The sequence below is a fragment of the Duganella kummerowiae genome, from assembly GCF_053572355.1.
In genome coordinates, this window is sequence record NZ_JBKFEH010000003.1 from 1 (window position 1) to 26,977 (window position 26,977).

Genomic DNA, 26,977 nt, shown 5'->3' on the forward strand with positions numbered 1-26,977 from the left:
CGAAGACCAGCATTATAGAGAGCCGCCCGTACAAAAACAAGGGCTGGAAAGTGAAATATTGTCCGAACGCACTATGAAGCCGCCGCGCGCGCGGCCGGTGCTTACATTACACTGTAGTCATTGCAACTTCCCGCCTGCCCATGTCCGTCCCCGCCAGCCCCGAATCCGCCCATTTGCACGCGCACCGCGCCGATGACGCCAAGCACGTCCATTACAACACCCACCGCAGTCCACGGGTGCTGCTGTGGGCCCTGCTGCTGACCCTGGGCTTTGCCGTGGTCGAGGTGGTGACCGGCTTCATGGCGCAATCGCTGGCCCTGATCTCGGACGCCGGCCACATGGTGACCGACGCGGCGGCCCTGGGCCTGGCCCTGCTGGCCCAGCTGGTGGGCAAGCGCCCTCCCTCGCCGCGCCACTCCTTCGGCTTCGGCCGCGCCGAGGCGCTGGCGGCTTTCGTGAACTCGCTGGCCCTGCTGCTGCTGATCGCCTGGATCGTCTATGAAGCGATCCAGCGCTTTTCGCAGCCGGAACAGGTGGCGGGCGGCACCGTGTTCGTGGTGGCGGCCATCGGCCTGGCCATCAACGTGCTGCTGGCCTGGATGCTGTCGCGCGGCCATGACAACATGAATACACGGGCGGCGCTGGTCAACGTGATGGGCGATCTGCTCGGATCGGTGGCGGCGCTGGCGGCCGGCGCCATCATCCACTACACGGGCTGGATGCAGATCGACCCGCTGCTGTCACTGTTCGTGGCGGCGCTGATGCTCAAGTCCACCGTCGCCGTCCTGCATGAGTCGTATCACTTCCTGATGGGCGGGGTGCCGGAACAGATCGACTACCTGCAGGTGGGCGCCGACCTGGAACAGATCCCCGGGGTGTGCTCGGTACACGATCTGCACGTATGGGACATGTCGCCTGGCGAACCGGCCCTGATCGGCCACGTGGAGATCACCGAACTGGAACGCTGGCCCGAGATCCTGCACGGCATCAAGGCCATGCTGCTGGAAAAGCACGGCATCGACCACATCACGCTGCAGGCGGAAGTCACGCCAGCGCAGCACGGATGAGGAGCAGCGCCATGCGCCTACGCTGCCTGCGGCCGGCAGCCTTCCTGCTTGCCTTCCTGCTTACCCTGCTGCACCTCGAAGCGGCGATGGCCTGCTCCTGCATCTATCGCGATCCATCCGGCTTCGTGCACCGCAACCTGACGCACCTGCCGTCCAACGCGCGCGGCGTGCTGTTCATGCCGCCTCCTGCGGCGCACGCGATCGCCAGCTACGCCACGGCCGCCATTTACGACGGCGACCCGCAGGCCGTGCAGGCCGATTGGTTCAGCATCCAGGGACCGGATGGTGCGCCCGTGCCCGGCGAGCTGTCCTGGCCCGACTTGTCACGTGGCGACCGTATTCACGGCGACCATCCTCAAGGCGACGGCGGTCCGGGCGGTGGCGCCAAGGCCTACCGCTTCCGCCGCCAGTCCGACCTAACCGCCTTCCTGGCGCAACCAGCCGAGCAGCGGCCTGCACTGCAGGCCTTGCTTGACAGCGGCCAGCTGCTGGACATCAGCGAGCCGCTGCGGGCAGCCCAGCGGCTGGTGCGCGTCGGCCCGGTGGGCGGATTCCAGCCGGGCGCCCGCTACACCATCGCCTACCCGCGCCCGCTGAACGGCCGGGACGTCGCACCGCTGGCCGTCACCATCGACAGCGCGCCACTCGACACGGGCGCCCTGCGCTACCAGCTGGCGGCCGAGGGTGAGCCGCTACGCCGGCTGCTGCCGGTCAGCGCCAACGCATCATGCGTGACCAGCATCCCCGCCATGGCGCAAACAGCGCGCTACCTGCTGCCGGACGCACTGGCGCCATATCGCCAGGGTGTCAGCTATTTCTCGGAATCGCGCCCTGCCGACGCGGCTGACGCGGCTGACGCAGAAGACTACACCGACCTCGGTTATAAAACGTCGTTGTGCGACACCCGTCCTTTCGGCGCAACCAACCTGGGCGATGGCCGCGAACAACTGTATGCCAGTTGCGCCCGTCCCACCGCAGCCGTGCTGCTGCGCGGCTGGGCCGGCTTGCTGGAGGTGGAGGACCGCCTGCAGCCGACCCCCGCCATCCGCATCGAACTGGGAGGCGGCGCCTGCACCGCGCCCAGTGTGCTGCAGGAAGCGCTGGACAGCGGCGAACGCCTGCGCATACGGGCCACCGCCTGCCATATGGATATCTGGCTGGCGCGGGTACCATCCGCAACGGAAGCGGCCCGCCGCGCCGCCGCCGATGGCCTGATGCGCTACGCGCTGGACGGCGAGGCCGACGACCAGCTGTGCGCACAGGCGGCGCTCGGCTATCTCGCGGCGCACTCGCCCACCGTGGCCGCGATCGACGCACAATTGGCGCAGCTGAGCCGCACCGGCCTGCTGTCGGACCAGCGCGACACCGTCGGGCGCACACTGGAACTCATGACGCAGCAAAGCCGCATCTGGCGCGCCACACCGGCGCGGGTGCAAGGCCTGCTGCTGCCGTCGCTGCCACCACTGGTGCAACTGGCCGGCGGCAGCGATCCGGCCTGGCGCCGCAGCGCAGCAGGCCTGCTCTCCAGACTGGGGCCGGCTGCGTCGGCCCATACCACAGCGCTACTGGCCGCCGCTGAAAGCTCGCCGGAACAGGCGCGCGATCTGATCCCGGCGCTGGCCAAGATCGCGCCCGGAGACAGCCGGGTGCAGGCATTCTTGCTGCGCAGCGCCAGCCAGAAGGAATTGCTGGAGACCGCCGCGATTGCCTATGCCGGCGTAGCCGGGCCGGTGCACGCACAGGACGCGCTGCGCCTGCTGCAGCAGGCCGTGCAGCAAGGCAGCGCTTCCGCCATCGACGCGCTGGCCGCGATGGGCCCGGCCGCCAGCGGCGCCACGCCGCAGCTGATTGAACAGATGCGCCGTCCGCCGGGAGATTATGTGCGAACGCGCGCCTACAGCGCGCTGGTCGCCGTCACGGACGGCGGCCACGACGCCATGGACGCCATCGCCGCCGCCATCAATGACAGCAGCAGCGCCGACTATCCGCTGCGGGAATTGACGAAGCTGGGCGCGCGCGCCCGGCCGCTGCTGCCGGCCATCGAGCAGCGCATGCAGCGCCCCATGAGCCGCTACCAGCGCGACGAGCTGCGGGCCGTCATCCTGGCCATGGCCCTGCCTTTAGCCCGGCAGCGCGAGCTGCTGGCGCGGCTGGCACAGTGCGAGATCATCTGAACTGGCATCCCAAGCTGGGCCGGGGCAGCCGGGCTGCACGCCACGGCGCCCAGGCCGAGCACTTACGGCCAACGCGGCGCGGCCGCCATGCCGCCGCGCCGTGGCGAACGGCGCGCGACTGGCCTGTTCCGCTTCAAGCGCGGCGCGCCTCCTGCACCCCGCCCACCTCGGCAATGGCCGACAAGGCGCGCTGCAGCTGGGCCGTGGCGCCGATCTCGGCCGTGAAGGTCATGCGCGCGTAGCCTCTCGCGCTTTGCGTGTTGACCCCGATGACGTTGATTTTCTCGCGCGAGAAAATCTCGGAGATATCGCGCAGCAGGCCCTGGCGGTCATTGGCCAGGATGAAGATGTCGACCGGGTACACGGTATCGGAACCGGTGCGGCCCCATTCCGTGACGATCACGCGCTCGGGGGCCTTGGCGCGCATTTCGGCGAAGTTCTTGCAGCTCAGGCGGTGAATGGACACGCCCTTGCCGCGCGTGACGAAGCCGACGATGGGGTCCGGCGGCGCCGGCTTGCAGCACTTGGCCAGCGCCGTCATCAGGCCGTCCGTGCCCACCACCAGCACGCCGGACTTGGCGCCCTGCTCCACGCTGGAGGCGCGGCTCTTGCCGACCAGGACAGCATCCTCGACCGGTTCCGGCTCACCGCTGTCGTGCAGCGCATGCTCGATGTGGCGCAGGCTGAACTCGTCCTTGCCGACCGCCAGGAACAGCTCGTCCACCTTGGCGAAGCCGACCTTGTTGGCCAAGGCTTCCAGGTTGACGGCGGTCTTGCCCTCGCGCTGCAGGGTTTTCTCCACCAGGGCGCGGCCATGCGACAGGGTTTCCTCCATGTCGATGGCGTGGAACCAGGCGCGGATCTTGGAACGGGTGCGGGTGGCCACCGTGTAGTCGTTGTTGAGCCAGTCGCGCGAGGGGCCGGCCGTGCCGGGCGCGCCCTTGGCCGTGATGATCTCGCAGGTCTGGCCATTCTTCAGCGGGGTGTTGAGCGGCACCATCACGCCATCCACGCGGGCGCCGCGGCAGCGGTGGCCGACGTCGCTGTGCAAATGGTAGGCGAAGTCGATCGGCGTGGCGCCCACCGGCAGCTCGATCACGCGCGCCTGCGGCGTCAGCACGAAGATGCGGTCGTCCAGGGCTGCGGCCTTGAGCTTTTCCACCCACTCGCGCTGTTCCTGCTCCTGCCCGACCACGGCGTCGGCCACGTCGGTCTTCCAGGCCAGCAGCTGGCGCAGCCAGGCGATTTTCTCGTCGTACTTCTGGCCCTGGAAGTTGGAACCGCCCTCCTCCTTGTAGCGCCAATGGGCGGCCACGCCGTACTCGGCGAAGTTGTGCATTTCCTGGGTACGTATCTGCACTTCCAGCGGACGGCCATCCTCGGCCGTCACCACCGTGTGCAGCGACTGGTAGCCGTTCGGCTTGGGGCGCGAGATATAGTCGTCGAATTCCTTGGGTATCGGGGTCCAGATGTTGTGCACCACGCCCAGCACCGTGTAGCAGGTCTTCACGTCGGCCACGATCACGCGGAAGGCGCGCACGTCGTACAGGTCGGTGAAGTCCAGCTCCTTGCCCTTCATCTTGCTCCAGATGCTGTAGATGTGCTTGGGCCGGCCGAACACCTCGGCCGCGATGCCGGCCGCCGCCATTTCCGATTTGAGGCGTTCGATGGCGGAAGTGACGAAGCTTTCGCGCATCATGCGCTTTTCTTCCAGCATCTTGGCGATGCGCTTGTAGGCGTCCGGCTCGATGAAGCGGAACGACAAATCCTCCAGCTCCCACTTGAGCTGCCAGATCCCCAGGCGGTTGGCCAGCGGCGCGTACAGGTCCAGGGTCTCGCGGCCATAAGCGGCGGTCATCTCGTTGTACAGCTTGAGGTCGGCGAAATAGCGCAAGGTGGTGACGCAGGACGACAGGCGCACCAGCACCACCCGCATGTCCGACGCCATGGCCAGCAGCATCTTGCGCAGGGTCTCCACCTGGGCCATGGCGGCCTGGGCCGCATTGCGCCCGCGCCCGGCCGGGGCCGCCGGATTGGTCTGGGTCAGCTCGCGCAGGCGTATCAGCTGGCGCACGCCGGCCACCAGGTCGCTGACCGCCTGGCCGAAGCGCGGCTCGATCAGCGGCGCCTGGGCCGGGTCCAGCAGGGTCAGTTCGAACACCAGGCCGGCAATGCGGGTTTCCGCGTCCGTGTTGAGGAAGGCCAGGGTGCTGGCCACGCCCAGCGCGAATTCCAGCGCCGGCTGGCCGCTGGTGCCGGCCTTGTCGCCATAGGCCGCGCTGGCGTATTCCAGCGCGCCCAGCACGCGCGCGCAATCTTCCGGACTCAGCCCTTGGGTCAGCTGCTCGGAAGCGGCGCTGCCCACTGAGGAGATCGATACCATGGCGGTCCTAGCGCTGCGCGGCAACAATCACGATCTCGACCAGCACGGCTGGATCGGCCAGCCTGGCCTCCACCGTGGCGCGCGGGGGCGTATGGCCCTGCGCCACCCAGGCATCCCATTCCTCGTTCATGCCGGGGAAGTGCTGCATGTCGGCGATATAGATCTGGCAGCTCAGGATGCAGCTCTTGTCGCTGCCCGCCTCGGCCAGCAGGCGGTCGATATGGCCCAGCACTTCGCGGGTCTGGCCACGGATGTCCTGGGCCGTGTCCTCGGGGATCTGGCCGGCCAGGTAGACGGTGCCGTTATGTATCGCCACTTCGGACAGGCGCTTGCCCACATGCAGTCGTTTGATTTCCATACTCGTGTTCTTCTCTATTCTTTTCTGTTATTCACCGGAGTTACTCGCCCAGCAAAAACTTGCGGGCGATGGCAATCTGGTCCTCATGGATGAAGGTGGGCGCATGGCCCACGCCGGGAATTTCCACCAGCGTGGCGCGCGGGCCGCGCTGGGTCATGTCCAGCGCGGTCTCGCGCGACAGCAGGTCGGAATCGGCGCCGCGCACCAGCAGGGTCGGGCAGCGGATGGCGTCATAGGCCTGCCACAGCGCGGCCTCGTCGGCCGCCACTGATGCCGGCGTGGCCGAGCGGAAGGGCTGGGCCAATCCCATATCGTAATGGCGCACCCATTTGCCATCCTTATCCTGGCGCAAAACATCACTGGCCAATTTGTGCCACTCGGCGTCCGTGTGGGGGCCGAAGGGGAGCGACACGTCGCGCACGAACCTGGCGCCGGCCTCGAAACTGTCGAAGCGCAGGTCCTGGCCCACGTAGTCGCCGATGCGGCGCAGCGCGTCCGGATCGAGCACCGGACCGATATCGTTGAGCACCAGTTTGCTGATGGGATTGTCCGGTATCGAGGCCAGTCCCAGGCCGATCAAGCCGCCCATGGAGGTGCCGAACCAGTCCACGGTCTGGCGCCGGCCGGGGATCAGCACCCGCGCCAGCAGGGTCACCATGTCGCTCACATACTGCGGGATGCGGTACAGCTCGGGATTGCGCAGCTTGCCGGAACGGCCGCGCCCGACGATGTCAGGGCACACCACGCGGTAGCGGTCGGCCATGGCTCGCGCCAGGTGGTCGAAGTCGTCGCCGACCCGGGTCACGCCATGCACGCACAGCAGCACGTCCGGATTGTCCTCCTCACCCCACTCCTTGTAGGACATCTGGTGCAGGCCAGCCAGCGAGATGCATTGTACGGACTTTATTTTTGCTTCGAGCATGCCGGCTTTCCTCTCCGAAGAACGATATCTTTATGTAATGATGGGCACATACGCCATTTTACCGGGCACTGCGCTGAAAATCCTACACCTATGTGGCGCAGGTCTTTAGCCCCCCTTGTTCCAACTCCCGAGGACACCATGGCAAGCGAGGGGTCCCGGCCGCCGGTACGTGTAATCCCTTACCCATGGAAGATATCACCGGCCGTGATTTGCGGCTTTCCACAATGGTGATAACTGGCCGGGCTTGGCATCATGGGCGCCTCATACCGAACACGAGGAGACCCCGTGAATAAGCCATTCTATAAAGTCCTGTACGTCCAGGTACTGTTCGCCATCGCCTGCGGCATCGCACTGGGCATGTTCTACCCCGAGAGCGGGGTCGCCATGAAGCCGCTCGGCGACGGCTTCATCAAGCTGATCAAGATGATCATCGCGCCGGTGATCTTCTGCACCGTGGTGTCCGGCATCGCCGGCATGCAGGACGTGAAGAAAATCGGCCGTGTGGGCGGCAAGGCCCTGCTGTACTTCGAAGTGATTTCCACCTTCGCGCTGGTGATCGGCCTGTTCGTGGCCAACCTGGTGCGCCCCGGCGACGGCTTCAACGCCACCGCCGCCACCCTGGACGCCAAGTCCATCGAGCAGTACACCACCAAGGCCCACGCCCAGACCACCACCGATTTCCTGATGAACATCATCCCGAACACGGTGGTCGACGCCTTCGCCAAGGGCGACATCCTGCAGGTGCTGCTGATCGCCGTGCTGTTCGGCTTTTCCATGTCGCTGCTGGGCGAGCGCGCCCGCCCGCTGGTCAAGCTGATCGATGAAGCATCGGCCGCCATCTTCGGCGTGGTCGGCATCATCATGAAGGTGGCCCCGATCGGCGCCTTCGGCGCCATGGCCTTCACCATCGGCAAATACGGCATCAAGTCGCTGCTGCCGCTGGCCACCCTGATGGGCTGCTTCTACGCCACCTGCGCCATCTTCGTGATCGTGGTGCTGGGCACCGTGGCCAAGCTCACCGGCTTTTCCATCGGCCGCTTCATCCTGTACATCAAGGAAGAACTGCTGATCGTGCTGGGCACCAGCTCGTCGGAATCGGCGCTGCCCTCGCTGATGACCAAGCTGGAGCGCCTCGGCTGCTCGAAATCCGTGGTGGGCCTGGTGGTCCCGACCGGCTATTCGTTCAACCTGGACGGCACCAATATCTACATGACCATGGCGGCCCTGTTCGTGGCCCAGGCCACCAACACCGAACTGACCCTGCTGCAGGAGCTGACCATCCTCGGCGTGGCCATGCTGACCTCGAAAGGCGCATCGGGCATCACCGGCGCCGGCTTCATCACCCTGGCCGCCACCCTGCACGTGGTGCCGGACATCCCGGTGGCCGGCATGGCGCTGATCCTGGGTATAGACCGCTTCATGAGCGAATGCCGCGCCCTGACTAACTTCATCGGCAACGGCGTGGCCGCCGTGGTGGTGTCCAATTGGGAAAAAGAGCTGAACCACGATACGCTGAAGGCCGAACTGGCCCATCCCGGCTCCACCGTGACAGACCCCGACCTGCTGCCCCTCGCGCCACAGGCGCACGGCCACTGATCATTTGCCTCACTTTTCAATCAGCCCCGCGCAACCCGTGCGGGGCTTTTTTTATTGAAAGAAGGGTTTATTCTGTTCAACTTTATACATTTTTCTTTGCTCATTTACAAAATCTTTACAAATAAGCTGATGTTTTTATGTTAAAGTTCTGATCATTGGAGATCAATCAATCAACAAGCCTTCTACGTGTAGGAAATCATGACCAACTTTTTTAGCAAAGCAGCTGTCGCCTGCGCCCTCACTGCGGCATCCTTCGCCGCAAATGCCGTAAGCTACACCTTCTCGTACACCGTGAACGCCTTCAGCGGCCAGACCGCCTCCGTCACCGGCAGCTTCGACGCCGATGCGGCCGTTAACGGCCTGGTCCAAAACCTGACCAATATCAAGGCCTCGATCGACGGCGTCGCCCTGGACGGCGGCAGCTACCTGGACAATTTCGCCTCGATTGGTGGCGCAGGGCAAGCCGTCGCGTCGGTGGACGGCAGCGCCAACAATTTCATGTTCAGCAGCGTCCGTGGCTATTCCGTGTCCTACTACGCAGTGGGTAATTCGGCTACGGCCGGCATCAACGATGGCATCAATTCCTATGGCGGTAACGTGGCCAACGGCAGCTGGACCCTGTCTGCCGCCCCGGTACCGGAACCCGCCACGTACGCCATGCTGATGGGTGGCATGGGCTTGCTGGCGGGTCTCGCCCGCCGCCGCAAGACCGGCGACCGCGCCTGACGGCCACACCACCTCATGCAAACGGCGCTGCGGCGCCGTTTTTCATGGGCCGGTAAAAAACATGGCGCGCCACGGCGCGCCATGTTGCCAGCCGGGTCAGCCGCTTAGAGCGCGGAGAAATCCAGCTCGACGCCGGTGGCGGCCTGGATCTGCTCCTTGCTCACGCCAGGGGCCAGTTCAGTCACCTTCAGGCCGGACGAAGTCACTTCCATCACGCCCAGGTCGGTGATCACCAGGTCCACCACGCCCACGCCGGTCAGCGGCAGGTCGCACTTGGGCAGCAGCTTGTGCGAGGTGCTGCCGTCCTTGGCGGTGGCCACGTGCTCCATCAGCACCACCACCCGCTTGACGCCGGCCACCAGGTCCATGGCGCCGCCCATGCCCTTGACCATTTTGCCGGGTATCATCCAGTTGGCCAGGTCGCCATGCTCGGATACCTGCATGGCGCCCAGGATGGCCAGGTTGATCTTACCGCCGCGTATCATGCCGAAGGAGTCGGCCGAGCTGAAATAGGCCGAGCCGGGCAGCGCCGTCACGGTCTGCTTGCCCGCGTTGATCAGGTCGGCGTCAACCTCATCCTCGGTAGGGAACGGGCCTATGCCCAGCAAGCCGTTTTCCGACTGCAAAAATACTTCGATATCCTGCGGCACATAGTTGGCCACCAGGGTGGGCAAGCCTATGCCCAGGTTGACGTAGTATCCGTCCTGCAGTTCCTTGGCCGCGCGCGCGGCCATTTCATCACGAGTCCATGCCATTGCTATCTCCTGGTCTTATTGCGCGGCGCGCACGGTGCGTTGTTCGATGCGTTTTTCCGGCGTGGCGTTGAGCACGATGCGATGCACGAAAATGCTGGGCAGGTGCACGGCGTCCGGATCAATGGAGCCGGTCTCGACCAGTTCCTCCACTTCCACCACGGTGATCTTGCCGGCCATGGCGGCATTCGGGTTGAAATTACGCGCCGTTTTGCGGAAGATCAAATTACCTGCTTTATCCGCTTTCCAGGCCTTGACCAAGGCCACGTCGGCGACCAGACTGCGTTCCATCACATACTGCTCGCCATCGAATTCGCGCACCTCCTTGCCTTCGGCCACGACGGTGCCGACACCGGTCTTGGTGAAGAAGGCGGGAATGCCGGCCCCGCCGGCGCGCAGCTTCTCGGCCAGGGTGCCCTGGGGGGTGAATTCCAGCTCCAGCTCGCCGGCCAGGTACTGGCGCGCGAACTCCTTGTTCTCGCCCACGTAGGAGGCGATCATCTTCTTGATCTGGCGCGTTTCCAGCAGCTGGCCCAGACCGAAGCCGTCCACGCCTGCATTGTTGGAGATGGCGGTCAGGCCGGTGACGCCCGAGTCGCGCAGCGCGGCGATCAGGGCTTCCGGAATGCCGCACAGGCCAAACCCGCCCACGGCGATGGTCTGGCCATCTTGCACGATGCCTGCCAGTGCGGCGGCGGCATCAGGATAAATTTTATTCATACGCGTCCCTTATGAGTGTTCTTGTTGCAAAAAGCCCGGGCAACATGGTTAAAAATGCTACCAGGGCAGCTCGTCAGCATAAAATACGCCCACCTAAACCTCAATACGGTAGAACTACCAGATGACCGCAGCACCCATCGACTACCAAGCGATCTTCCTGCATGCCCCGGTGGGCATGTGCGTGTCGGAAAACCGTGTCATCCTGAGCTGCAACGAGGCGCTGGCCGCCATGTTCGGCTATCCGCGCGCCGAACTCGATGGCCTGTCCTTCGCCGTGCTGTATCCCACCATGGATGAATTCCTGCGCACGGGCGACCGCATCATTCCCATCATGAACGCCCGGGGCCGCTATTCCGACGAGCGCATCATGCGCCGCGCCGACGGCGAACTGTTCTGGTGCCACGTCACCGGCCATGCGCTGCGCCACGACGCCCCGCTGGGGGCCGGCATCTGGACCTTCGAGGACGTCAGCGAAAAGCGCCCCGTCACGGCCGAGCTGACCCCGCGCGAGCGCGAGATTGCCGCCCTGCTGGTCGAGGGCAAGACCAGCAAGACCATCGCGCGCCAGATCGACCTCAGCCCGCGCACGGTGGAAATGCACCGGGCCAGGCTGATGCGGAAATTTTCCGCCTCCACTTCTTCCGAGCTGGTGCACAAGCTCGTGGGGGTGCAGCTTTAGCGAGGCCGTCGCAGCGCGGTCAGGGCCAGGCGCCGGCGCCGAAGACAGTGCACCTGCACGGCGAGGCGCTGCAACGACGTCCTGGCCGCGCTGCGGCGCTGACCAGATGAGGCCGTCGCAGCGCGGTCAGGGCTAGGCGCCCGCGCCGAAGACAGTGCACCTGCACGGCGAGGCGCTGCAACGACGCCCTGGCCGCGCTGCGGCGCTGACCAGATGAGGCCGTCGCAGCGCGGTCGGGGCTAGGCGCCCGCGCCGAAGACAGTGCACCTGCACGCCGAGGCGCGGCAACGACGCCCTGGCCGCGCTGCGGCGGCCTCACGCGGCGGTCATGCCGTCGTCGGCCGAGATAATCGCGCCGTTAATAAAGTTGGCATCCTCACCCGCCAGCAGCAACAGCAAGCCATCCAGGTCTTCCGGCTTGCCGGGGCGCTTGCGCGGCAGCATCTCGATCAGGCGCTGGCCCTGCTCGCTGGCGAAATACTCCTCGTTGATCTCGGTCGAGATGTAGCCGGGGCAAATGGCGTTGGTGTTGATGCCGTACTTGCCCCACTCCACCGCCATGGCCTTGGTCATCTGCACCACGCCGGCCTTGCTCATGCAGTACACGCCGATCTGCGACATGACCCGCAGCCCCGCCACCGAGGCGATGTTGATGATGCGGTGCTGCTTCTTCGGGTCGCCCTTGGCGCGCGCGATCATGCGCTTGGCGGTCTGCTGCGCCATGAAGAAGGCGCCGCGCAAATTGGTGTCCATCACGAAGGAATAATCCTCTGGCGTGACGTCGATCAGGCGCTGGGTGGCCGAGACGCCGGAATTATTGATCAGGATATCAATTGGCCCGGCCTCGGTCTCGGCATGGGCGATGGCGGCCTTGATGCTGGCCAGGTCGGTGACGTCCAGGCTGACCACGTGCGCGGCGCCGCCATCGGCCTCGATCTCGGCGCGCAGCTCCTTGAGGCGCTCGGTGCGGCGCGAGGCCAGCACCACCTGGCAGCCGGCCTGGGCCAGCACCTTGGCGAAGCGCGCTCCCAATCCGCTGGATGCGCCCGTCACCATTGCGATCTTGCCTTCAAAGTTGACTTCTATGCCCACGGACTGCTCCTGTAAATCGTGTTGATATAGACGACATCATTACACAAAAAACCTGTATTAGATTGCAGCATCTAATAATGTCCCTCAAAATGGCGCCCACATTGCATTTCAAGGGAAAAAGAAGCACACTCGTGCTAAAATTTTTACCTGTCATTCCCTATCCCTACACTCCAACTACAACAAGACCATGACACAGCCTCAAAACCTCGTAGAACAGTACGGCCCGCGCGATGCGATGGAGTATGACGTCGTCATCGTCGGCGGCGGCCCGGCGGGCTTGTCGGCGGCGATCAAGATCAAGCAGCTGTCCCCGGACACCTCGGTGGTGGTGCTGGAAAAAGGCGGCGAGCTGGGCGCCCACACCCTGTCCGGCGCCGTGATGGACCCCAAGGCGCTCACCGAGCTGATCCCCGACTGGAAGGACAAGGGCGCGCCACTGAACACCCCGGTGACCGAAGACCGCGTGATGTTCCTGACCGAGACCAAGGCTTACAAGACGCCCGCCTTCGCGCTGCCGGCCTGCTTTGAAAACCACGGCAACTATGTGATCTCGCTGGGCAACGTGGTGCGCTGGCTGGGCCAGCAGGCCGAAGCGCTGGGCGTGGAAATCTTCCCCGGCTTCGCCGCCGCCGAAGTGCTGTACAACGAGGATGGCTCGGTCAAGGGCATCGCCACCGGCAACATGGGCGTCAAGCGCGACGGCGAACCCGGCCCCGACTTCCAGCTCGGCATGGAACTGCACGGCAAGTACACGCTGTTCGCGGAAGGCTCGCGCGGCCACCTGGGCAAGCAGCTGATCGCCAAATTCAACCTGGACAAGGGCAAGGACCCGCAATCCTACGGCATCGGCATCAAGGAACTGTGGGAAATCGATCCGGCCAAGCACCAGCCCGGCCTGGTGATCCACACCACCGGCTGGCCGCTGGACACCAAGACCTATGGCGGCTCCTTCCTGTATCACCTGGAAAACAACCAGGTGGCGGTGGGCTATGTGGTTGGCCTGAACTACGAGAATCCTTACCTGTCGCCCTACGAGGAATTCCAGCGCTACAAGACCCACCCGGAAATCCGCACCTTCTTCGAAGGCGCCAAGCGCATTTCCTACGGCGCCCGCGCGATTACGGCCGGCGGCCTGCAGTCGCTGCCCAAGCTGGTGTTCCCGGGCGGAGCCCTGATCGGCTGCGACGCCGGCTTCCTCAACATGAGCCGCATCAAGGGCTCTCACGCTGCCATCAAGACCGGCATGCTGGCGGCCCAGGCGGCCGTCGAGGCGCTGGGCGCAGGCCGCCAGCACGATGAGCTGGCCGCCTTCCCGGCCGCCTTCGAGCAATCCTGGCTGCACGAGGAACTGCACGTGGCGCGCAATGTGAAGCCGTGGCTGAACAAGGGCCTGATCATCGGTTCCATCATGACCGGCATAGACCAGATCGTGTTCCGAGGCAAGGCGCCGTGGACCCTGCACCACAGCCACGCCGACCACGAGTGCCTGAAGCCGGCCTCACAGTTCCAGCCCATCGTCTATCCCAAGCCGGATGGCAAGCTGACCTTCGACCGTTTGTCCTCGGTGTTCATTTCCAACACCAACCACGCCGAAGACCAGCCCGTCCACCTCACGCTGAAGAACCCCAGCGTGCCGGTGGACGTCAACCTCAAGCAGTACGCCGGTCCCGAGTCGCGCTACTGCCCGGCCGGCGTGTACGAATTCGTCAAGACCGACGAGGGCGCCGACCGCCTGCAGATCAATGCCCAGAACTGCGTGCACTGCAAGACCTGCGATATCAAGGATCCGACCCAGAACATCGTATGGGTGACGCCGGAAGGCGGCGGCGGGCCGAACTATCCGAATATGTAACACCGGCACCAGGGGCGTCCAGCGGACGCCCCTGGTGCTTTAGGGAAATCTTCTATCGCTGTGGCGGATAGCGCGTTACAATTAGCCCGACCTAATTAACGTTCTCCACCATGAGCGCACACGACTCCACCTCCTCGCTCGATGCCCGCATGGCGCAGGCGATCTCCCATCATCAGGCCGGGCAGCTGGACCAGGCGCAACTGGAATACGAGGCTGTGCTCACGGCCGAACCCAAACACGCCCTGGCCCTGCATAACCGCGGCCTGCTGCTGGGCCAGCTGGGGCGCCATCGGGAAGGCGTGGCCGAATTGCGGCGCGCCGTGCAGCAAGCTCCGGACGAGGGCGAATTCTGGCTGTCGCTGGCGCGCGGCCTGCTGCAGGCCGGCCAGCCCGATGAAGCGCTGGACATTGCCGAACATGTGCAGGGGCGCGGCTACCAGGGCGACAGCGTGGAGCAGCTGCTGCGGCAGGCCCGCGCCGCCCTGCCGCAGCAGCCCTCGGAACGCGAGACCCGCCATATCGTCGAGCTGTACCAGGCCGGCCGCTATCCCGACATGGAACAGGCCACGCGCGCCCTGCTGGCGCGCTATCCGGAATCGACCTTTGGCTGGAGCGTGCTCGGCACCGCCCTGCAATGCCAGGGCAAGGATGCGCTGGAGGCCTTGCAGCGGCTGGTCCAGCTGGCGCCGCACGATGCCGAAGCCCACACCCACCTGGGCGACGCCCTGCAGAACGCCGGCCGGGTGCAGGACTCGCTGGCCAGCTACCTGCGCGCCATCGAACTGGCGCCACGCCACGCGCCGGCCCATTGCAACCTGGGGTCGGCCCTGGATGCGCTGGGACGCCGCGCCGAGGCCCAGGAAAGCTACCGGCGCGCCATCGCCGCCGATCCGGCCCACCTGGCGGCCCACTTCAACCTCGGCAACAGCCTGCGCGAAGCGGGCCGCTACGACGAGGCCATCGCCAGCTACCGCGCCGCGCTGGCGCTGGCGCCCGGCGATCCGCAACTGCTGACCTATCTGGCCGACACCCTGCGCGCCCAGCACCGTTACGACGAAGCGCTACAGCTGTACCGCCAGGTGCTGGACCTGCTGCCGGAGCTGGGCGAAGCCTGGGCCAACCTGGGCACCACCCTGCAGAGCGCGGGCGACCTGGACGGCGCCGTCGACGCCCAGCTGCGCGCCCTGGAGCTGGATCCCGGCCTGAACGCCCTGCACGCCAACCTGGCGCTGGCGCTGCATGCGCTGGGGCGCAATGATGAAGCCGAACAGCAACACCGGCTGGCGCTCGCCCTGACGCCGGATGACGCCGTCCTGCATCACGGACTGGCAGATCTGCTGTTCAAGCGCGGCGAGTATGCCAGCAGCTTGGAGCATTGCGAACAGGCCATCGCGCTTGCGCCCGGGCATCCCGAGCATTATTTCTTGCAAGGCGCCATCCTCCACGGCCTGGGCCAGTATCAAGCAGCAGCGGAGAGCTATCGCCACGTCCTGCGGCTGGCGCCGGAGCATGCACAAGCCCGCTTCAACCTGGCCATCATGCATCAGGAACTGACACAATACGACCAGGCTCTGCTGGAGTACCGCCTGGGCCTGGAGCTGGCGCCCGATGCAGCTGATGGCTACGCCAACATGGGCGTCGCCCTGGACCGCATGGGCCGGCACGAGGAAGCCATGGCTGCCCAGCTACGCGCTCTGGAACTCGATCCCGACCTGGTGCTGGCCCATGCCAACATCAGCTCCCTGCTAACGCGCGACGGCCAGCACGAGGCCGCTATCAGCCACGCCGAGCAGGCACTGGCGCAGCGTCCAGATATGCATGCGGCGCGCCATAACCTGGTGTCCTCGCTGCTCGCCCTGGAGCGTAATCAGGAAGCGCTGGAACAATGCCTGCTCACCATGGAACAGGTCACACCCACGGCGGAAGCCTATTTCGACCTCGGCAATTGCTACCGTGCCCTGGGCCAGCCGCAGGCGGCGCTGGACAGTTTCCGCAAGGCCGTGGCGCTCAAGCCTGACTACGCTGCTGCCCATACCAGCATGGTGCCCCTGCTGCTGGACATGGGCTTGCTGGACGAGGCGGTGCAGAGCAGTCGCGCTGCGGTCGACGCCGATCCCGGTTCGCCCCTCCTGCTGAGCAACCTGCTGTTCGTACTCAGCCACGCCAGCACCGACGCCAACCAGCTGTTCGAGGAACACTGCCGCTTCGGCGACCGCTTCGAGGCCGCGCTGCGGCCGCACTGGACAGCGCACGCAAATGCTGCCGATCCGGACAAAGTGCTGCGGATCGGCTTCGTCTCCGGCGACTTCAACTACCATGCAGTGACCAACTTCTTCGAACCGATCGCCGTGCTGCTGGCGCGCGAGCCCTCGCTGGAACTGCACGCCTTCTACAACAAAACCCTGGAGGATCCAGCCACGGTGCGCCTGCGCAAGAGTTTTTCGCAATGGCACAACATTACCGGCATGGCGGACACCGAGGCCGCAGACTTGGTGCGCGCGCAAGGCATCGACATCCTGATCGACCTGGCCGGCCATTCCGCCGCCAACCGCCTGCCACTGTTCGCGCACCGGCCGGCGCCGATCCAGGCCAGCTGGCTAGGCTACCCCGGCACCACCGGCCTGCTGGGCGTCGATTACTACCTGAGCGACGCCCTGCGCCTGCCCGAAGGCCGCTACGACAACCTGTTTACCGAACACATCGTGCGCCTGCCACTGAGCGCACCATTCCTGCCCGAATCCTATGCGCCGCCCATCCATCCGCTGCCCGCGCTCAAGAACGGCCACCTGACCTTCGGCAGCTTCAACCGCGCCAACAAGCTGAGCCGGGAAGTGGTGCAGCTGTGGGCCAGGGTGCTGTGCGCGCTTCCCGACGCCCGCATGCTGCTGGCGGGCTTGGGCGAGGGCCACGCCTACGACGCCCTGCTGGGCTGGTTCGACGAGGCAGGCGTCGCCCGCGAACGGCTGGACCTGCTGCCACGCTGCGGCATGCGCGACTACCTCGAACTGCACAACCGGGTCGACGTCGCGCTCAACCCCTTCCCCTACACCGGCGCCACCAGCCTGCTGCACGCGCTGTGGATGGGGGTGCCGACCCTGACCATGAGCGGCCCCACCATCCCCAGCCACGGCGGCGCGTCCTACCTGGCCCACCTCGGACTGGACGCCTTCGTCACCGAAGACCCGGACTTGTTCGTCAAGCGCGCTGTGTTCCTGTCGCATAACATCCCGGTGCTGGCAGCGCTGCGCATCAGCCTGCGCGAGCGCTTCAACGCCTCGGTGGTCGGCCATCCCGAGGTGGCCGCAGGCGGACTCGAACGCGCCTTCCGCATCATGTGGCAGCGCTGGTGCGCCGGGATCGCGCCCGGCCCGATACGGGTTGACCTGGAAGACATCCTGCCCCCACCAGCACCATGAAAACCATACAGACACCGCAAGACCTGGCCATCCACGGCGCACCGCCCGCCTTCGCCGAATCGCTGCACGTGGGCCGCCCCAACATGGGCGACCGCGCCGCCTTCCTGCAGTACGCCAACGATATCTTCGACCGCCGCTGGCTCAGTAACAACGGCCCGCTGGTGCAGCAGTTCGAGCGCGAGATCGAGGCCCACCTGGGCGTCAAGCACTGCGTGGCCATGTGCAACGGCACCATAGCGCTGGAAATCGCCATCCGCGCGCTGGGCATGGAAGGCGAGGTCATCGTGCCCTCCTACACTTTCATCGCCACGGCCCACGCCCTGCAATGGCAATCGATCACGCCGGTGTTTGCCGACATCGATCCGGTCACGCACCAGATTTCGCCGGACGCCGTGCGCCGCATGATCACGCCGCGCACCAGCGGCATCATCGGCGTGCACCTGTGGGGCCGGGCCGCGCCCGTGCGCGAGCTGCAGGAGATCGCCGACCAGCACGGCCTGAAGCTGATGTTCGATGCCGCCCACGCCTTCTCCTGCATGCACCAGGGCCGCATGATAGGCAACTTCGGCGCCTGCGAAGTGCTGAGCTTCCACGCCACCAAGTTCTTCAACACCTTCGAGGGCGGGGCCGTGGTCACCAACGACGACGAGCTGGCCCACACCATGCGCCTGATGCGCAACTTCGGCTTTGCCGGATTCGACCGCGTGATCCATCCCGGCACCAACGGCAAGATGGTGGAGATCAACGCCGCCATGGGCCTGGTCAACCTCAAGTCGCTCGATGAGGTGATAGCAGCCAACCGCCGCAACTACCACGCCTACCGCGAGGCGCTGCGCGACGTGCGCGGCGTGCGCCTCTTGCCGCACGACTCGGGCGAGCGCAGCAATTACCAGTACGTGGTGGTGGAGGTGGGTCCGGACTGCCCGGCCACGCGCGACCAGCTGGTCGACACCCTGCAGGCCGAGAACGTGATCGCGCGCCGCTATTTCTGGCCCGGCTGCCACAACATGGAGCCCTACCGCAGCTGGTTCCCGCACGCCGGCCTGGTGCTGCCGCACACCAATGTGGTGGCGGCGCGCGTGATCGTCCTGCCCACCGGCCAGACCATGGACACGGAAATGATCAACACCGTGGTGCAGATCATGCGCACCCGCATCGCCGAACTGGGCTGAAGGAGTGGCGGGAATGGCGCAAGGCATACTGATCATTTCAGGCTACAACATCCGCGCCGTGGTGGCCTTCTGCCGCTGGGCGCGGGCGCGCGCCATCCCCTTCCACCTGGTGGCGCGCGACGCCGCCGACCCCATCTTCCTGACAGATTACGCCGCCGACGTGCTGCTGACCCGCCACGCCAGGCAGCTGGAAGTGGACCAGTTCGTGTACTGGATGGAGCTGTTGCGGGAGCACCACGGTTACCAGAGGGTGCTGCTGCTGCCGTCCACCGAATTCCTGAACCGCTTCATGCTGGCCCAGCGCGCCGCGCTGGAACATGCGGGCTACCTGGTGCCGCTGGTGGACGAGGCGCTGTACTGCCATTTGTCGGACAAATACAGCTTCGGCCAGATGTGCCGCCAGGCCGGCATCGCGGTGCCGGCCGAGTACGAGGCCATGCCGTCGCGCTTCCCCTTCGTGGCCAAGCCGCGCAGCTACGCGGGCATAGGCACGCGCCAGCTGAAACCCTACCTGGTCTATGGTATGGAACAGCTGGAGCGCTTCCAGCGCGACGAGGACGAGTCCGATTTCTACTACCAGCAATACGTGGAGGGCCACAGCCTGTATCTGCTGGCCCACATCCCGCGCCAGGGGGCGCCCGTGCTGTTTTCCCAGGAAAACCTGATACAGCAGCCTGACGGCGGCTCGGTGATCCTGGCGCGCAGCGACCGTTTCCACCTCAGCGCCGACGCCCGCCCCTATCTGGACCTGCTGACCGGCGCCGGCTTCCACGGCCTCATCATGATAGAAGTGCGGCGCACCGCGGAAGGCGCCTGCTACATGATAGAAGCCAATCCTCGCCTGTGGGGACCGATGCAGCTGGTGGTGGACAACCCGACCGGCATCTTCGATTCCTTCCTGGGCGATTACGGCTTCCTGGCGCCGCCGGCGCCGCCCTTGGCCGCCGGGCCCCGCACTGCGCCATACTATTTCTGGTCGGGCGGGCTGGCCGGCCACGGCGCCGTGCGCTACCACCACTACAGCGCCGAGCAGCTGGTCGGGCACTTCCACGCCATCAGCCGCCACGATATTTTCCTGCGGGATGACAGCATGCCGCTCTACCGACACGAACTGGGCAATCCATGAACACACCGACCTTGGCCGAACTGTATAGCCGGAATAGCAAACATAGCAACTACCAGGTGCTGGCCCGCCCCTTGCGCACCCTGCTGCCGCAGGAACAGCTGGCAATCAGCTCGCGCCACGAGGAAGCCCGCCTGGACTACCTGCTGGCGCGGGTGGACGTGCGCGGCCTGCGCCTGGCCGACGTGGGCGGCAACACCGGCTTTTTCACGCTCGAGTGCGCCAGCGCCGGCGCGGCCGAGGTCTTGTATTACGAAGGCAACCCGGCGCACGCCGAGTTCGTGGCCGTGGCGGCGCACGCGCTGGGCCTGCAGGAGGTGGTGCGGACCGAGGCCCGCTACCTGGATTTCCAGCATGATTTTCCGGAAAACATAGACCTGTGCCTGCTGCTGAACGTGCTGCACCACATCGGCGACGACTATGGCGACCCGGCCCTGACGCGCGAAAAAGCGCGCCAGAGCGTGCTCGACACGCTCAACCACCTGGCCGGACGCTGCCGCCGCATGGCCTTCCAGCTGGGTTTCAACTGGAAAGGCGACCGCCATCTGCCCTTGTTCGACAGCGGCACCAAGGCCGAGATGATCGATTTCATCCGCACCGGCACGGCCGGGCGCTGGACCGTGGAACACATCGGTATTGCCGCACGTGGCCCGGGCGGCATTGCCTACCATGAACTGGATGACAACAACATCGCCCGCGACGATAGCCTGGGGGAATTTCTCAACCGCCCGTTTTTCCTGCTGCGCTCGCTCGCCTGAAGCCGGCCGGAAAAAAATTTTAAAAAATTTCTGCACGGCACTTAATAAGCACTCCTGACCTGTCGCCTTGTGTTTGGGAGAGCAGGAACAAACCGATGCTCCGAACAGTATCCACCCAACCAGGAGTAACAACATGCTGAGCCTTCACACCAACAACGCTGCTCTGTCCGCACAAAACGCGATCGCCAAGACTCAGAGCAACCTGTCGACGTCGATGACCCGCCTGAGCACCGGCTACCGCATCAACAGCGCATCGGACGACGCAGCCGGCCTGCAGATCGCCACCCGCCTGAAGGCACAGACCAGCGGCATGTCGGTGGCCATGAAAAACACCCAGAACGCCACGTCGATGCTGCAAACCGCGTCCGGCGCGTTCACCGAAGTGACCAACATGCTGGTGCGCATGAAAGACCTGGCGACCCAGGCCGCCGACGCCTCCTCCAGCGACAGCGACCAGGACGCGATGCAGGCTGAGTTCAACGCGCTGGGCCAGGAACTGGCCAACGTGATGAACAACACCACTTTCGGCGGCACCACGCTGCTGACCAGCGGCACCCTGTCGAAGGATATGACCTTCCAGATCGGCGCCAGCAGCAGTGAAACCATGAAGGTTAGCGTCAGCAAATCGCTGGACAACCTGACCAAGGCCCTTTCCTCTGCTTCCGCCAACTACAAGGCTGCCAGCACCGGCGCTAGCGAACTGAGCACCACCAACGCCAACAACACGATCAAGCTGCTGACCGACGCCATCGACAAAGTCGGCGTGGTGAACTCGGCCCTGGGCGCCACCATCAACCGCCTGGATCACATCAATAGCAACCTGTCCAACATTTCCACTAACACTGAAGCGGCAAGTGGCCGTATCATGGACGCTGACTTCGCAACTGAATCGGCTTCCATGACCTCCAGCCAGATGCTGCTGCAAGCCGGTACTGCAATGCTGAAACAGACCAACAGCATGTCCTCGCTGGTCATGTCCCTGCTGCAGTAATGCTTTTCGTGTCCCGGGCTGTGCTGCAGCCGGGCACACAGAAGCCAACCGGCCCCGGTTGGCTTTTTTTTTAAGGTCGAGGACGCCACTAAAGGAAACAGGCAATGGCATTGGAGCGTATCGGACCCCTGCCGCGCCCGCCGGGCGCGCTGGAACGGCAGCAGCCGCTGCCGGGGCCGAACACGCCCCAGCCCGGCCAGGCGCCGGCGGGCGACGCCGCCGATTTTCCGCTGGCGCCGTCCGCGCCCACCACGGGCGGGATCGGCAATGTGCTGCTGGACGGCGACGATGGCCGCCCCTCGCCAGCCATGGCGGCCGCGCTGGCGGCGGCCGCCGCCGAGCTGCCGGAAGCGCTCGATGGCGCCGCCATGCGGCCCAACCAGCTGTTTTCGCGCCAGCTGGTGTGGCCTGCGCCGGACAGCAATCTGATGGCGGCCTCCTGGCAAGTGATGGTGCGCGCCTACGGCGAGTACCGCAGCGCCTGGCTGGAGCAAGGCAATGGCCGCCACATGCCGGCCAGCCTGTTCATGACCGACCAGGCCTCTGCCGGCCTGCGCGACGGCCGCCCCGCCACCCCGCTGGTGACGCAAATGGAGCCATGGCGCTTCTCGGTCTACGCCTGGGGCGCCGAGCAGCTGGTGCTCAAGGTAGTGGTGCGCAAGGATGAGGAAGAACGCAGCCGCCGCAAGAAAGCCCGGGTCGGCCTGCGGCTCGAGCTGATGCTGCCCGGCATAGGCCGGGTGATCATCCAGATGGAACCGGCCGGCGCCGGCGTGGTACTGGAAATCAGCGCCGGCCAGGCCTCGGCCCTGCAGCACATGCGCGAGCTGTTGCCGCGCCTGAGCGCCACCCTGGCCGACTGCGGCCTGTCGCTGGTGCGCTGCCGCCTGCGGCGCGACCTCGATCCCGCCACCGATTACACCTACCCCACCAAGCTGCAGGCCGCCAGCCTGCCGCAGCCCCTGTTCAAGGCCATGGCCGAACTGGCCGTGCTGCTATCCCAGCCCCAGCCCGCCAACGACGACTACCTGGTCGGCTGACCCAAACCCGTGACCCAAACCGGGGTCGACCCAGACCGGGGTCAGGTCGGGCAATGTGCCAAAGTTTTCCTCGCGGAACCGTTTGTCGGGTATTTCTGTCACTTGCCCGACCTGACCCCGAGCCTTGACTCCGACCCTGGCGGGCTACCCCACCCATCACTTAACCCACGGTGCCGATGATGCTGATCTCGCGGTTTTCCGGGATCTCGTTGTAGGACAGCACGTGCAGTCCGGGTGCGAACAAGCGGGCGTAGCGCGCCAGCAGCGGACGCAGTTGCGGCAGCACCAGCAGCAGCGGCGGCGTCGCCAGCTGCTTCATCTGTTCGCGCGCCACCGGCATGTTGACCTGCAGCTGCGACAGCAAATGCGGGTCGATCGGGTAGTTGTCCAGCACCACCTTACCGCCCTGGCGCGCCTGGTTCAGCGAACCGAGCAGCATGTTCTCCAGGTCGCCGCCCAGGTTGAAGGCCTGCATCTCGGTCTTCTGGCCGAACAGCCCGGCCACGATCTGGCGCCGCAGCGCGCAGCGCACCTCGGCCGCCAGCAGGATGGGATCCTTGGTGGTCTCGGCGCTGTCCACCAGGGTGATGGCAATCGGTACGATATCCTTGAGCGACACATTCTCCGCCAGCAGCACGCGGAACACCCGCAACATCTGGGTGTGGGTCAGGGTCTTGTCCAGCGTGGCGGCCAGCTTGGGCGACAGCGCCGCCAGCCGCTCCATCAGGTGCGGCACTTCCTCGTGCCGGAACAGCTCCGGCAAATATTCGCGGATCAGCTTGGACAAATGGGTCGCAATGGCGCTGGGCGCCTCCACCACCTGGTAGCCCAGGCCCAGCGCATGGGCCTTCTCGCCGCTCTCGATCCAGGTCACTGGCATGCCGTAGGCCGGCTCCACGCCGGGGATGCCGTCGATCTGGCCATACACATTGGGCGAAGGGATCGCCATCAGGCGGTCGGCATGCACCTCGGCCTGGGCCACGATGGTGCCGCTGATCATCACCGCGTACTGGGAGGGCTTGAGCGCCAGGTCGTCGCGCACCACGATGGGCGGCAGCAGCAGGCCCATGGCTTCCGATATGCTCTTGCGCACGCCCTTGACGCGCTTGGTCAGCGGCTCGCCATGGGCCTTGTCGATCAAGCCCACCAGCTTGTAGCCCAGCGCCACCTGCAGGGTCTGCACCGCCGGCAGGGTCTGCCATTCCAGCTCCGGGCCGCGCTCCTCGCGCAGGGCGGCCTCCACCGCCGCCAGATTGTCCGGCTCCGGCTGCGCCACCCGCTGGCTCATGCGCCAGCCCACATAGCCCAGCACCAGCGCGAACGGCATGAACATCTGCCACGGCATGCCCGGCACCAGGGCCAGGATCACCATCATCCCGGCCGCGCTCATCAGCACCGGCGGCGAGGCCAACAGCTGGCTGCCGACCTGCTGCTCGAAGTCGCCGGCGTCCGACACGCGCGTCACCAGGATGGCCGCCGCCGCCGACAGCAGCAGGGCCGGGATCTGCGCCACCAGGCCGTCACCGATGGTCAGCAGCGCGTACTGCTTGAAGGCGGCGCCAAACGACATGTCCTGCATGATGGCGCCAATCGCCACCCCGCCCACCATGTTGATGATCAGGATCAGGATGGAAGCCACGGCGTCGCCGCGCACGAACTTGGAGGCGCCGTCCATGGCGCCGTAGAAATCGGCCTCGGACGCCACTTCCTGGCGCCGCAGCTGGGCTTTTTCCTGGTTGATCAGGCCGGCGTTGAGGTCGGCGTCGATGGCCATCTGCTTGCCCGGCAAGGCGTCCAGGGTGAAGCGCGCCGACACTTCCGAAATACGTTCCGCGCCCTTGGTCACCACCGCGAAGTTAATGATCATCAAAATCACGAACACCACCATGCCGACCACGAAGTTGCCGCCGATGACCACCAGGCCGAAAGCCTCGATCACGTGACCGGCCGCCGCCGTGCCCTCGTGGCCGTGCAACAGCACCACCCGGGTCGAGGCCACGTTCAGTGTCAGCCTCAACATGGTGGTGGCCAGGATCACGGTGGGGAACACCGAGAAGTCCAGCGGCCGCTTGGCCGTCACCGCCACCAGGATCACGATCAGGGCCAGCACGATGTTGAACGTGAACATCACGTCCAGCAGCACCGGCGGCAGCGGCAGGATGATCATCGCCAGTATCGCCAGCAGGAATGCGGGCGTGGCGACCTTGTGGCGCCGCATTTCAGCGATCATCCGGTTCAGGAAATTCATGACTGTACAACCTCGCTCAGGGAAGAAGGGACTACGATTTCATTGGGGAAGGCCGGCTCCTGCGGACGGCGGCCGGTGCGGAAGGCCTTCAGCTGCAACACATAGTTCAGCACCTGGGACACGGCCTGGTACAGCTGCACCGGGATCTGCTGGTTGACCTGGCTGGTGTTGTAAATCGCGCGCGCCAGCGGCGGCAGCGGCAGGATGTCGATCTTGAACTCGCCGGCCAGCTGGCGGATGTAGAGCGCCATCTCGTCCACGCCCTTGGCCACCACGTAGGGCGCCTCGGCGCGGCTGGCGTCGTACTTGAGCGCCACCGCGTAGTGCTCGGGGTTGACGATCACCACGTCGGCCGTGGGCACGGTCTTGCGCGCGCTGCGCCGCGCCAGCGCGCGCTGCAGCTGGCGGATGCGGCTCTTGACCTCGGGCCGACCCTCGTTGCTCTTGTGCTCTTCCTTCATGTCCTGCTTGCTCATGCGCTGGTTCTTGGCAAAGAAATAGGCCTGGGCCGGCACGTCGATCACGGCAAACATGATGAACACGGCCACCATGGCCATCAGGCCGTTCATCATCAGGCTGGTGCCGGCCACAATGGCGGTGCCCATGGACATGTGCTGCAGCTGGGTGTAGTCGGCCGTGGTGGAGCGCGCCACGTGGATCAGCACGGCGATCAGCACCCCGGCCTTGCCGACGGAAACGGCCAGCTCGAAGCCGTGCTTGCCGGTGAATAAACGGCCGAGATTCTTGATCGGCGACAGGCGCTCCATCTTGGGTTCCCAGTGCTTGGTGCTCATCACCCAGCCGCCCGGCACCATGGCGCCAATCACGATGAACAGCGGCACCACGAACAGCGGCGCCACCATTTTCACCAGCAGCCAGATGGCGGTGCCGAACACCGTGCTCATGGTGTTTTCCAGCGCGCCGGGACTGTCGAAGGGGGCAAAGCTCTGCTGGAAGATTTCGCTGAAATCCTGCAGGTAATTGGGCAGCAGGTAGACAAACAGCTTGATGCTGACCAGGATGCCGATCGCGGTCGACAGGTCGCGCGAACGCACCACCTGCCCTTCCTGGCGCGACTTCTTCAGCTTCTGCTGTGACGCCTTCTCGGTTTTATCGCCGGTATCCTCAGCCATGGCCGGCCGCCTGCATCTGCTGGCGCAGCATCTCCAGCACCTGGGTGGTCATGCGCACATAGTGCTCGGGGATGAACCGCACGATCTGGGCCAGCATCAGCAGGCCGAACATGGTGATCACGGAAAAGCCCAGCGAAAATAAATTCAGGCTGGGCGCGACCCGGTTCAGGAAGCCAAAGCCCAGCTGCACCACGATGGTGGAAAACACCACCGGCAAGGCCAGCAGCATGGCGGCCGAGAAGATCCAGGCCACGTTCCAGGCCACCGTCTGCAGCAGCAGCGGGCCATAGCCATGGCCCAGCGGCCAGGCCTGGAAGCTTTGCCCGAGCACGGTGGCCAGCACCAGGTGGCCGTCCATGCTGAAGAACACCACGATGGACAGCACCGACAGCAGGGCCGAGGTGACGTCCGACGATTGTCCGTTCATGGGGTCGTTCATCACGGCCAGCGACAAGCCCATCTGCGAAGAAACGACAAAGCCCAGCACGCCCACCACCGACATGGCGAAGTGGAAGGCCAGGCCCAGCACGCCGCCGATCACGGCCTGCTCCACCGTGGCCACCACGGCATGCAGGGAAAACGGGTCGATGTAGGCCGCGCCCTGGGTCAGCGGCAGCATCAGCACCGCCAGCACCACCGACAGCAGGATGCGCACCGTCACCGGCATGGCCGATTCGCCCAGCACCGGGGCCGCCGTCAGCAGCGCCAGCACACGCACGAAGGGCCACCACAAGGCGTTGAGCATGGGCAGCAACTGGGCCAGGACCGGTTCCAT

Annotated in this window: 21 protein-coding genes; 12 read left to right on the forward strand and 9 right to left on the reverse strand. The window is 65.4% G+C overall.

Translation table 11 applies throughout. The features are described 5' to 3' along the window. Positions 1 to 140: 140 nt before the first annotated feature. On the forward strand, positions 141 to 1,067 hold the full coding sequence (locus ACLB1G_RS02875) for a cation diffusion facilitator family transporter (RefSeq protein WP_491625675.1): 927 nt from the start codon (positions 141 to 143) through the stop codon (positions 1,065 to 1,067). Between the two features lie 11 nt (positions 1,068 to 1,078). Then, on the forward strand, positions 1,079 to 3,241 hold the full coding sequence (locus ACLB1G_RS02880) for a hypothetical protein (protein WP_491625676.1): 2,163 nt from the start codon (positions 1,079 to 1,081) through the stop codon (positions 3,239 to 3,241). A gap of 133 nt (positions 3,242 to 3,374) precedes the next feature. Here the strand turns inward: ACLB1G_RS02880 and ACLB1G_RS02885 are convergent, their stop codons facing one another. The 3 genes from ACLB1G_RS02885 to ACLB1G_RS02895 are packed head-to-tail and all read right to left on the reverse strand — an operon-like array spanning position 3,375 to position 6,904. After that, positions 3,375 to 5,624, reverse strand: coding sequence for a RelA/SpoT family protein (locus ACLB1G_RS02885; RefSeq protein WP_491625677.1), 2,250 nt, complete (start codon positions 5,622 to 5,624; stop codon positions 3,375 to 3,377). A gap of 7 nt (positions 5,625 to 5,631) precedes the next feature. After that, entirely contained in the window at positions 5,632 to 5,982 is a 351-nt protein-coding gene (locus tag ACLB1G_RS02890) for a RidA family protein (protein ID WP_491625678.1), read from the reverse strand. A gap of 40 nt (positions 5,983 to 6,022) precedes the next feature. After that, positions 6,023 to 6,904 carry an alpha/beta fold hydrolase gene (locus tag ACLB1G_RS02895; RefSeq protein WP_491625679.1) on the reverse strand — a complete coding sequence of 294 codons (882 nt, stop codon included), beginning with the start codon at positions 6,902 to 6,904 and terminating at the stop codon, positions 6,023 to 6,025. A gap of 285 nt (positions 6,905 to 7,189) precedes the next feature. On the opposite strand from ACLB1G_RS02895, the gene ACLB1G_RS02900 reads away from it, so the two are divergent. Continuing rightward, positions 7,190 to 8,500, forward strand: a complete 1,311-nt coding sequence (locus tag ACLB1G_RS02900) for a dicarboxylate/amino acid:cation symporter (protein WP_491625680.1) — start codon at positions 7,190 to 7,192, stop codon at positions 8,498 to 8,500. A gap of 198 nt (positions 8,501 to 8,698) precedes the next feature. After that, positions 8,699 to 9,226: a PEP-CTERM sorting domain-containing protein gene (locus ACLB1G_RS02905; RefSeq protein ID WP_491625681.1), complete on the forward strand. Its 528-nt coding sequence runs from the start codon at positions 8,699 to 8,701 to the stop codon at positions 9,224 to 9,226. 104 nt (positions 9,227 to 9,330) lie between these two features. Here the strand turns inward: ACLB1G_RS02905 and ACLB1G_RS02910 are convergent, their stop codons facing one another. After that, positions 9,331 to 9,981, reverse strand: a complete 651-nt coding sequence (locus ACLB1G_RS02910) for a CoA transferase subunit B (protein WP_491625682.1) — start codon at positions 9,979 to 9,981, stop codon at positions 9,331 to 9,333. A gap of 15 nt (positions 9,982 to 9,996) precedes the next feature. Beyond that, positions 9,997 to 10,698: a CoA transferase subunit A gene (locus ACLB1G_RS02915; RefSeq protein ID WP_491625683.1), complete on the reverse strand. Its 702-nt coding sequence runs from the start codon at positions 10,696 to 10,698 to the stop codon at positions 9,997 to 9,999. Between the two features lie 121 nt (positions 10,699 to 10,819). Between ACLB1G_RS02915 and ACLB1G_RS02920 the strand changes: the two genes are divergently transcribed. Further along, positions 10,820 to 11,377, forward strand: coding sequence for a LuxR C-terminal-related transcriptional regulator (locus ACLB1G_RS02920; protein WP_491625684.1), 558 nt, complete (start codon positions 10,820 to 10,822; stop codon positions 11,375 to 11,377). Between the two features lie 315 nt (positions 11,378 to 11,692). Here ACLB1G_RS02920 and ACLB1G_RS02925 read toward each other — a convergent pair whose 3' ends face one another. Then, positions 11,693 to 12,469: an SDR family oxidoreductase gene (locus ACLB1G_RS02925; protein ID WP_491625685.1), complete on the reverse strand. Its 777-nt coding sequence runs from the start codon at positions 12,467 to 12,469 to the stop codon at positions 11,693 to 11,695. Between the two features lie 187 nt (positions 12,470 to 12,656). Between ACLB1G_RS02925 and ACLB1G_RS02930 the strand changes: the two genes are divergently transcribed. The 7 genes from ACLB1G_RS02930 to fliK all read left to right on the forward strand — a co-directional run bounded on the left by ACLB1G_RS02930 (position 12,657) and on the right by fliK (position 22,821). Then, a complete protein-coding gene (locus ACLB1G_RS02930) occupies positions 12,657 to 14,321 on the forward strand; it encodes an electron transfer flavoprotein-ubiquinone oxidoreductase (protein WP_491625686.1) in 1,665 nt (554 codons plus the stop codon). Between the two features lie 110 nt (positions 14,322 to 14,431). Next, positions 14,432 to 17,737, forward strand: a complete 3,306-nt coding sequence (locus ACLB1G_RS02935) for a tetratricopeptide repeat protein (protein ID WP_491625687.1) — start codon at positions 14,432 to 14,434, stop codon at positions 17,735 to 17,737. Then, entirely contained in the window at positions 17,734 to 18,909 is a 1,176-nt protein-coding gene (locus tag ACLB1G_RS02940) for a DegT/DnrJ/EryC1/StrS family aminotransferase (protein WP_491625688.1), read from the forward strand. Before ACLB1G_RS02935 ends, ACLB1G_RS02940 begins: the two co-directional genes overlap by 4 nt. Positions 18,910 to 18,922: 13 nt before the next feature. Beyond that, complete coding sequence (locus ACLB1G_RS02945; protein WP_491625689.1) at positions 18,923 to 20,035, forward strand: hypothetical protein; 1,113 nt, start codon at positions 18,923 to 18,925, stop codon at positions 20,033 to 20,035. Continuing rightward, positions 20,032 to 20,790: a class I SAM-dependent methyltransferase gene (locus tag ACLB1G_RS02950; RefSeq protein WP_491625690.1), complete on the forward strand. Its 759-nt coding sequence runs from the start codon at positions 20,032 to 20,034 to the stop codon at positions 20,788 to 20,790. Before ACLB1G_RS02945 ends, ACLB1G_RS02950 begins: the two co-directional genes overlap by 4 nt. A gap of 133 nt (positions 20,791 to 20,923) precedes the next feature. After that, complete coding sequence (locus ACLB1G_RS02955) at positions 20,924 to 21,781, forward strand: flagellin N-terminal helical domain-containing protein (RefSeq protein ID WP_491625691.1); 858 nt, start codon at positions 20,924 to 20,926, stop codon at positions 21,779 to 21,781. Between the two features lie 104 nt (positions 21,782 to 21,885). Beyond that, positions 21,886 to 22,821 carry a flagellar hook-length control protein FliK gene (gene fliK, locus ACLB1G_RS02960; RefSeq protein WP_491625692.1) on the forward strand — a complete coding sequence of 312 codons (936 nt, stop codon included), beginning with the start codon at positions 21,886 to 21,888 and terminating at the stop codon, positions 22,819 to 22,821. 160 nt (positions 22,822 to 22,981) lie between these two features. Here the strand turns inward: fliK and ACLB1G_RS02965 are convergent, their stop codons facing one another. The 3 genes from ACLB1G_RS02965 to ACLB1G_RS02975 are packed head-to-tail and all read right to left on the reverse strand — an operon-like array spanning position 22,982 to position 26,977. Next, a complete protein-coding gene (locus tag ACLB1G_RS02965) occupies positions 22,982 to 25,069 on the reverse strand; it encodes a flagellar biosynthesis protein FlhA (RefSeq protein ID WP_491625693.1) in 2,088 nt (695 codons plus the stop codon). Further along, positions 25,066 to 26,202 (reverse strand): EscU/YscU/HrcU family type III secretion system export apparatus switch protein, encoded by a 1,137-nt coding sequence (locus tag ACLB1G_RS02970; protein ID WP_491625694.1) that lies wholly within the window; start codon positions 26,200 to 26,202, stop codon positions 25,066 to 25,068. The genes ACLB1G_RS02965 and ACLB1G_RS02970 overlap by 4 nt, the downstream gene beginning before the upstream one ends. Continuing rightward, a complete protein-coding gene (locus tag ACLB1G_RS02975) occupies positions 26,195 to 26,977 on the reverse strand; it encodes a flagellar biosynthetic protein FliR (protein ID WP_491625695.1) in 783 nt (260 codons plus the stop codon). The genes ACLB1G_RS02970 and ACLB1G_RS02975 overlap by 8 nt, the downstream gene beginning before the upstream one ends.